7 protein-coding genes, 1 tRNA gene and 1 pseudogene are annotated in these 8215 nt (G+C 45.1%); all 9 read right to left on the minus strand.

Annotation, left to right across the window (positions count from 1 at the left end; all coding sequences use genetic code 11):
• Window positions 1-50: 50 nt before the first annotated feature.
• Window positions 51-4139 (minus strand): DNA-directed RNA polymerase subunit beta, encoded by a 4089-nt coding sequence (gene rpoB / locus NI461_RS07190; protein WP_151207425.1) that lies wholly within the window; start codon window positions 4137-4139, stop codon window positions 51-53.
• Window positions 4140-4449: 310 nt separating this feature from the next.
• Window positions 4450-4821, minus strand: coding sequence for a 50S ribosomal protein L7/L12 (gene rplL, locus NI461_RS07195; protein WP_151204489.1), 372 nt, complete (start codon window positions 4819-4821; stop codon window positions 4450-4452).
• A 48-nt stretch (window positions 4822-4869) separates the two neighbouring features.
• Window positions 4870-5376: a 50S ribosomal protein L10 gene (gene rplJ / locus NI461_RS07200; protein ID WP_151204490.1), complete on the minus strand. Its 507-nt coding sequence runs from the start codon at window positions 5374-5376 to the stop codon at window positions 4870-4872.
• Between the two features lie 325 nt (window positions 5377-5701).
• Window positions 5702-6397 (minus strand): 50S ribosomal protein L1, encoded by a 696-nt coding sequence (rplA, locus tag NI461_RS07205; RefSeq protein WP_151204491.1) that lies wholly within the window; start codon window positions 6395-6397, stop codon window positions 5702-5704.
• Between the two features lie 3 nt (window positions 6398-6400).
• Entirely contained in the window at window positions 6401-6829 is a 429-nt protein-coding gene (gene rplK, locus NI461_RS07210) for a 50S ribosomal protein L11 (protein ID WP_151204492.1), read from the minus strand.
• A gap of 116 nt (window positions 6830-6945) precedes the next feature.
• Window positions 6946-7479, minus strand: a complete 534-nt coding sequence (nusG, locus tag NI461_RS07215; protein WP_151204493.1) for a transcription termination/antitermination protein NusG — start codon at window positions 7477-7479, stop codon at window positions 6946-6948.
• A 7-nt stretch (window positions 7480-7486) separates the two neighbouring features.
• Window positions 7487-7927, minus strand: a complete 441-nt coding sequence (gene secE / locus NI461_RS07220) for a preprotein translocase subunit SecE (RefSeq protein WP_151207427.1) — start codon at window positions 7925-7927, stop codon at window positions 7487-7489.
• 75 nt (window positions 7928-8002) lie between these two features.
• Window positions 8003-8078 (minus strand) — tRNA-Trp (locus tag NI461_RS07225).
• 49 nt (window positions 8079-8127) lie between these two features.
• Window positions 8128-8215 (minus strand): annotated as a pseudogene (locus tag NI461_RS07230) (elongation factor Tu); the annotation flags it as partial.

The following is an 8215-nucleotide window of genomic DNA, read 5'->3' on the forward strand; positions in this document are numbered from 1 at the left end:
AAGCGCCGGAACTCCCCTTTTTTTAAGGGATCAGGAGGATTAATGGTTATTTAGTCACCATTTTTCAGTTCAATGTTGATACCTAAAGAACGGATCTCTTTGGTCAATACGTTGAACGATTCAGGCATACCTGGGTCCATATAATGGTTACCATCTACAATATTCTTATAGATACGGGTACGACCTTCAACGTCATCCGACTTCACAGTGAGCATTTCCTGAAGCGTATATGCTGCACCGTATGCCTCTAGTGCCCAGACTTCCATCTCACCGAAACGCTGACCACCGAATTGTGCTTTACCACCCAGTGGCTGCTGTGTAACAAGTGAGTAAGAACCAGTAGAACGTGCATGCATCTTGTCATCCACCAAGTGGTTCAGTTTCAGCATGTACATATAACCTACTGTTACAGGGCGGTCAAAACGCTCACCTGTACGGCCATCATAAAGTACAGTTTGACCCGTACGTGACAAGCCAGCCAGCTCCAATAACTCTTTGATCTGACCTTCTTCAGCACCATCAAATACTGGTGTTGCCAAAGGAACACCTGCACGCAGGTTGCCAGAAAGTAACAAGATTTCATCATCAGTCAGACTATCAAGATCTTCCTGCTTACCACCGACCTTATTGTAAATCTTGTCCAGGAATTCACGCAGCTCGGCAATTTGACGCTGTTCTTTCAGCATCTTGTCGATCTGGTCGCCCAAGCCTTTCGCCGCCATACCCAAGTGAGTTTCCAGAATCTGACCCACGTTCATACGAGATGGTACACCGAGCGGGTTCAGTACGATATCAACAGGCACACCGTTGGCATCGTGTGGCATGTCTTCTACCGGCAGGATGTTAGATACTACACCCTTGTTACCGTGACGACCCGCCATCTTATCACCTGGCTGGATACGACGTTTGACCGCCAGATAAACCTTAACAACTTTCAGAACACCCGTTGTGAGTTCATCGCCTGTAGACAGTTTGCGTTTCTTCTCAGCGAATTTCTCATCGATCTCGAGGCTCTTCTCTTTCAAGAACACCTGGATCTGGGTTAAACGTTCTGCAATTGCTTCATCTACCGGCTGGATTTCAAGCAGGTCAACCAGCTCTAAACCAGACAATACATCTTCAGACAGTTTATCGCCGCGTTTAGTGGTACCGCCGCCATTCGATTCCTGACCTTTCAACAGGCGAACAATACGTTCACGTGCCGCTTCTTCAAAGATTTTATATTCTTCTTTCAAATCTTTGCGGTAAGCGTCCAGCTGTGCTTTTTCAATTGCTTGAGCACGGTCGTCTTTTTCCAGACCATCACGTGTAAACACTTGAACATCGATTACGGTCCCTTTGGTGCCTGATGGAACGCGAAGTGATGAATCTTTCACATCAGCTGCTTTTTCACCGAAGATTGCACGTAGCAGTTTTTCTTCCGGAGTAAGCTGTGTTTCACCTTTAGGCGTTACTTTACCGACCAGGATATCACCTGCAGTTACTTCAGCACCGATATAAACGATACCAGACTCATCTAGCTTAGACAGAGCCGCTTCACCCACGTTTGGAATATCAGCAGTGATTTCTTCTGCACCCAGTTTGGTATCACGTGCAACACATGATAATTCCTGGATGTGAATAGACGTTAAACGGTCTTCCTGAAGTACACGCTCAGATAGCAAGATCGAGTCTTCGTAGTTGTAACCGTTCCAAGTCATGAACGCGACACGCATGTTTTGACCCAGTGCAAGCTCACCACCATCCGTCGAAGGACCATCAGCCAGCACGTCACCACGGCCTACTTTATCACCCAGGCTCACCAGAACTTTCTGGTTGATACAGGTGTTCTGGTTCGAACGCGTGTATTTGATCAGGTTGTAGATATCTACACCTGCTTCGCCCGCCACCATTTCGTCTTCATTCACACGAATAACGACACGAGAAGCATCAACAAATTCAATACGGCCACCACGTTTCGCGATCACACATACACCAGAGTCATGTGCTACGTTCGCTTCCATACCGGTACCAACCAGTGGCTTGTCAGCGATTAACGTAGGAACAGCCTGACGCTGCATGTTTGAACCCATCAGTGCACGGTTGGCATCATCGTGCTCAAGGAATGGAATCAGTGATGCGGCTACCGAAACGACCTGCTGGGCAGAGACATCCATATGTGTCACTTTTTCTGGTGGAATTCGTACAAATTCACCTTGGTAACGTACAGATACGAACTCTTCAGTCAGGTTACCGTTTTTATCTACTGCAGAGTCAGCCTGTGCAATCACAGTGCCTACTTCTTCAATTGCAGACAGATATTCAACTTCCTCTGTTACACGACCATCCACGACTTTACGGTATGGTGTTTCCAGGAAACCGAAGTTGTTACATTTTGCATAAACTGAAAGCGAGTTGATCAAACCAATGTTTGGACCTTCAGGCGTTTCAATTGGACAGACGCGACCATAGTGAGTCTGGTGTACGTCACGCACTTCAAAGCCAGCACGTTCACGTGTCAAACCACCTGGCCCAAGCGCGGATACACGACGCTTGTGGGTAATCTCGGACAACGGGTTGTTCTGGTCCATGAACTGGGACAACTGGCTTGAACCAAAGAATTCCTTGATCGCAGCAGCCACTGGCTTCGCATTGATTAAATCTTGCGGAGATAGGTTGTCAGTTTCAGCTTGTGATAAACGCTCTTTTACCGCGCGTTCTACACGTACCAGACCTACACGGAACTGGTTCTCAGTCATTTCACCTACTGAACGCACACGACGGTTACCCAAGTGGTCGATATCGTCGACTTCACCTTTACCGTTACGGATTTCAACCAATGTTTTTAATACATCAGTGATATCTTCGTTCGACAAAATGCCTTCAACTTCACGTGACTTCTGGTCTGTACCGACTTCGTAAGGACGACCTAAACGACGGTTGAACTTCATACGACCTACTGGAGACAGGTCATAACGCTCAGACGAGAAGAACAGGTTATTGAACAGGTTTTCAGCCGCTTCTTTTGTTGGCGGCTCACCTGGACGCATCACTTTATAGATTTCAACCAGGGCTTCTTCACGGCCAGTTGTGGTATCTGCACGCAAAGTATCTGCGACGAAAGGACCACGGTCGATATCATTGGTGAACAGAATGTTAAACTGCTTCACACCGCCTTCAGCAATTTTGACCATCACTTCATGGCCAAGTACAGTATTGGCAGCAATCACTTCCCCATCTTTCAGGGCAATGTCTTCAGCCGTAATACGCTCATACAGGTATTCATCAGGAACTGAAAGCTTGGTCAGGCCAGAAGCTTCCATTTGACGAACATGACGCGCGTTAATACGTTTACCTTGTTCAACAATTACTTTGCCATCATTATCAGTGATATCGAACTGAGCCATTTCACCGCGCAGACGCTCAGGAACCAGGTCAATCTGGTAGCTGCCCATATCCAGATATACAGGCACTTTCTCGTAGAACATGTCGAGAATCTGTTCGTTGCTATAACCTAAAGCACGCAGTACGACAGTCGCCAGCAATTTACGACGACGGTCAATACGTACATAGACTAGATCTTTGGCATCAAACTCAAAATCTAACCATGAGCCACGGTAAGGAATAATACGTGCAGAATAAAGAACCTTACCACTAGAATGAGTCTTGCCTTTATCGTGGTCGAAGAACACACCTGGTGAACGGTGCAATTGCGACACGATGACACGCTCAGTACCATTGATCACAAAAGTACCGTTATCTGTCATCAGTGGCATTTCGCCCATGTAGACTTCTTGTTCACGTACGTCTTTAATAGATTTCGTTTCACGATCTTTCAGGATCAAACGAATTTTTACGCGCATTGGTGCGGCATAAGTTGAGCCACGAAGAATACATTCGCGTACATCAAACTCAGGCTTACCAAGACTATACTCAACAAATTCTAAAGCAGCATTGCCAGAATAACTTTCAATAGGAAAAACTGAACGAAATGCGGCTTGGAGACCGATATCTTCGCGGTTTTTTGGTAATTTGCCATCTTGTAAGAATGTTCTGTACGAGTCGACTTGAATCGCGAGCAAGTACGGAGCATCCATGATGTTAGGCAATTTACCAAAATTCTTACGGATCCGTTTCTTTTCGGTATATGAGTATGCCATCTGGAGTCCTCGGAAAGTGTAAACCAAGCCCGCCTGCAGAACGGACTTAGAAGGAATTACGCCGGCCAATATGGCCACCACTGTTTACAAATGCTGCAATTTTTAGTGGTATTAAAACGCTTAACAATATTTTTTTACCGAAAAATATTGTTAAGCGTTTGTGTACATTATGTTTATTTTTAATTTGTATGATTTTTATATCATGCAAACAAAAATCGAGCCGATTATTGTAACGCAAAAAGGCTGATGACCCAATAGCCATCAGCCAATTTTTGGAGCCGATTACAAAAAACCCGACTCCCTTAAGAAATTACTTAAGTGTAACTGTAGCACCAGCTTCTTCAAGTTTCTTCTTAAGTTCTTCACCTTCTTCTTTAGAAACAGCTTCTTTGATCACTGAAGGAGCGCCTTCAACTAGATCTTTAGCTTCTTTAAGACCAAGGCCAGTTGCTTCACGAACTGCTTTAATTACAGCAACTTTGTTCGCGCCGAAAGAAGTCAACTCAACGTTGAATTCTGATTGCTCTTCAGCAGCAGCACCAGCAGCGCCAGGAGCAGCAGCAACAGCTACAGCAGCAGCAGAAACGTTGAATTTCTCTTCAAAAGCAGAAATAAGTTCAACAAGTTCAAGAACAGTTTTTTCAGCAACTGCGTTTAGGATTTCTTCGTTAGTTAAAGCCATGAGAATAACTCCAAATGGAAATTGAATGGTGTGTAAATTGATTTAAGCTTATGCAGCTTCTGACTCGTTTTTCTCTTTGAGCGCAGTAATAAGGCGACCCAATTTCGAAATAGGAGCTTGAAGAACGTTTGCAAGCATAGTAAGCGCTTTTTCTTGGTTCGGAAGGTTTGCGATAACGCTAACTTCAGCACCTTCATAAACCTTACCGTCAAATGCAGCAGCTTTAAGTTCAAATGCTTTGTTAGTTTTAGCAAATTCTTCGAACAAACGAGCAGCAGCACCCATGTCGTCTTCAGAAGTTGAGAAAGCCAAGATCGTTGGGCCAACAAGGTTGTCATTCAAGATATTGAATTGAGTATCTTGAAGAGCACGTTTAGCCAAAGTATTACGTACAACACGTGTAGCAACACCCAGTTTACGCGCTTCAACACGTAGAGCAGTTAACTGTCCTACGGTTAAACCTTGATAGTCAGCAACAACAGCAGCATACGCAGTAGAAGCGACTTCAGCGACTTCAGCTACGATCTGTTTTTTGCCTTCGATAAGAAGAGCCATTGTAAAACCTCCTAACGGTGATTTATGTGCTTACGCGAAGCACACTCCCAATTCGTTAACCCATCACTGGACTAACACGCGGAGGATGAACAAATCACACCACCGCGTCTACGCGGGCTGGGCTATTAAGAGCGGAGCATAAAACTCCGCCCGCCCGCGGTCTTTGACGCTGATAAATTTTCATTTATCAATTCAAAGTTTGCCTAAATTATCCCCTCTCCTTATAGGAGAGGGCTAGGGAGAGGTTTAACCCTCTTCCTGACCTTCTCCCAGAGGGAGAAGGAGACAGCTTCAGGGCTTTAAAATTCTTTCTTAATCAGCGAGATTAAGCAGTAACGTTTGCCACATCAACGATCAGACCAGGACCCATAGTTGAGCTCAAAGTGATCTTTTTGATGTATACGCCTTTAGAAGTCGCAGGTTTTAACTTTTTCAAGTCAGCAACCAAAGCCTCAACGTTTTGACGAACCGCTTCAGCAGAGAAACCTACTTGACCAATTGCAGCGTGGATAATACCTGCTTTGTCTACGCGGTAACGTGCTTGACCAGCTTTTGCATTTTTAACTGCAGTGGCTACGTCAGGAGTTACAGTACCCACTTTAGGGTTTGGCATTAAGCCACGTGGACCAAGGATCGTACCCAGCTTACCTACAACGCGCATTGCATCTGGAGCAGCAATCACAACGTCGAAATCAAGGTTACCCGCCTGGATGCTTTCAGCCAGATCGTCGAAACCAACAACGTCTGCGCCTTCAGCTTTAGCCGCTTCAGCAGCAGCACCTTGAGCGAATACAGCTACACGTACAGTTTTACCAGTACCTGCAGGAAGAGTCGTTGCACCACGCACAACCTGGTCAGATTTACGAGGGTCAACACCTAGGTTTACTGCAATATCCAAAGATTCTTTGAATTTAGGAGCTGGAAGGCTCTCTAAAACTGCAACAGCTTCTTCTAGCGTGTAAACCTTGTTCGCTTCTACAGCAGCCACGATCGCTTTTTGACGTTTAGTTAATTTAGCCATGTCTTAAAGCTCCACATCCAAGCCCATAGAACGCGCAGAACCAGCAATGGTACGTACACGTGCGTCTAAATCAGCACCAGTAAGATCTGGTTCTTTAGTAGTCGCAATTTCTTCGATTTGAGCACGAGTCAACTTACCAACTTTAGTTTTGTTAGGTACAGCTGAACCCTTCTGGATACCCGCAGCTTTCTTAAGAAGAATCGCAGCAGGTGGAGTTTTCATGATGAATGTGAACGACTTGTCGTTGTACACAGTGATCACGACTGGAATTGGCAGACCAGCTTCAAGTTTTTGTGTAGCAGCATTGAATTCTTTACAGAATGCCATGATGTTTACACCACGTTGACCTAGTGCAGGACCAATCGGTGGAGATGGATTCGCTTTACCAGCTGGAACTTGCAGCTTGATATAGCCGTCAATCTTCTTAGCCATTTCAAATTACCTCTGGGTACAAACGCCGATGAAGGCTCCCCAACATTTACGCAACGCTACCGTTACAACAACAATGCCCGAGCTTAAAAAAGTCGGGCGCTTTCAACCAAGACCAGCTAGATTGCTTTTTCGACTTGACGAAATTCCAATTCAACTTGAGTTGGTCGGTTAAATACATTAATCGTCAACGTTAAACGTGACTTTTCGTAAAGAACTTCTTCCACCACGCCTTTAAAGTCAGTGAATGGACCGTCAATTACAAGTAATTCTTCGCCTGGTTCAAACATCGTCTTCGGACGAGGTGCTTCACCAGTATTGCGTACACGCGCCAGAATCGCATCAGCTTCTTTTTGCGTAATTGGAGCTGGCTTTTCTGCCGTACCCCCAATAAAGCCAAGGACTTTTGGACACTCTTTTACGATATGCCAAGTATCATCATTCATTTCCATTTCGACCAATACATAGCCTGGAAAGAACTTACGCTCTGATTTACGTTTCTTGCCATCCTTCATCTCTACCACTTCTTCGGTAGGAACAAGGACTTCACCAAAGCTATCGGCAACAGCGCTACGCTGGATTCGATCATTAAGCGAACGCATCACTTGTTTTTCATAGCCTGAATAGGCATGAATAATGTACCAACGTTTCATAGCTCTCTTACCCGATAATAAACTTCATTAACCAGCCTAAAATATAGTCAAAACACCATAATAAAATGGCTGCTACAACTACAACTACAAGGACATGCCAAGATGTGGTCACGGTCTCTTGTTTGGTAGGCCAGGTTACTCGACGTAACTCGATTCGTGCATCTTTAACAAGACGAACAAAGCCTTTGCCTTGATGGGTGGCGTATAATAAACCGAATGCCACAACGATACAAGCCAAAATTACCCCAACACGCACCCAAATATCATTCGCGGGTGCCCAGTATGCAGGTAAATATTGGTTTACCATCATCGCACCTACCAATAAAATCAAGGCGATAATCCACAGAACCACGTCCAATGGAGAACCTGAACTTACATCTACAGCAGGATTATTTCTTTGAGGAATTGCCGCTTCGCTTAATGCGTCGCGTGATTTATCATTCGACATTTTTGTACTCGTCGTAGGTTTCGCGACTTATTATATGACCAGTTTTGCCGACATCAAGCGTCTTTAAAAAAAACTTGGCAGGCCAGGAGGGACTCGAACCCCCAACATTCGGTTTTGGAGACCGACGCTCTACCAATTGAACTACTGGCCTGTAAAACAAACTGGAGCCTAAACCCCAGCTTGTTTTTACTATTCTATGATTATGCAGTTACTTTAGCAACTACACCAGCACCTACTGTACGACCACCTTCACGGATCGCAAAACGCAGACCTGGGTCCATTGCGATT

Origin of the sequence: Acinetobacter sp. S4400-12 (genome assembly GCF_024129495.1) — a bacterium.
Lineage (GTDB): Bacteria > Pseudomonadota > Gammaproteobacteria > Pseudomonadales > Moraxellaceae > Acinetobacter > Acinetobacter lwoffii_C.

What these genes read in the sequence shown, in the direction of transcription:
- rpoB (WP_151207425.1), bottom strand. Translation starts at nt 4,139, where the DNA reads ATGGCATACTCATATACCGAAAAGAAACGGATCCGTAAGAATTTTGGT.
- rplL (WP_151204489.1), bottom strand. Translation starts at nt 4,821, where the DNA reads ATGGCTTTAACTAACGAAGAAATCCTAAACGCAGTTGCTGAAAAAACT.
- rplJ (WP_151204490.1), bottom strand. Translation starts at nt 5,376, where the DNA reads ATGGCTCTTCTTATCGAAGGCAAAAAACAGATCGTAGCTGAAGTCGCT.
- rplA (WP_151204491.1), bottom strand. Translation starts at nt 6,397, where the DNA reads ATGGCTAAATTAACTAAACGTCAAAAAGCGATCGTGGCTGCTGTAGAA.
- rplK (WP_151204492.1), bottom strand. Translation starts at nt 6,829, where the DNA reads ATGGCTAAGAAGATTGACGGCTATATCAAGCTGCAAGTTCCAGCTGGT.
- nusG (WP_151204493.1), bottom strand. Translation starts at nt 7,479, where the DNA reads ATGAAACGTTGGTACATTATTCATGCCTATTCAGGCTATGAAAAACAA.
- secE (WP_151207427.1), bottom strand. Translation starts at nt 7,927, where the DNA reads ATGTCGAATGATAAATCACGCGACGCATTAAGCGAAGCGGCAATTCCT.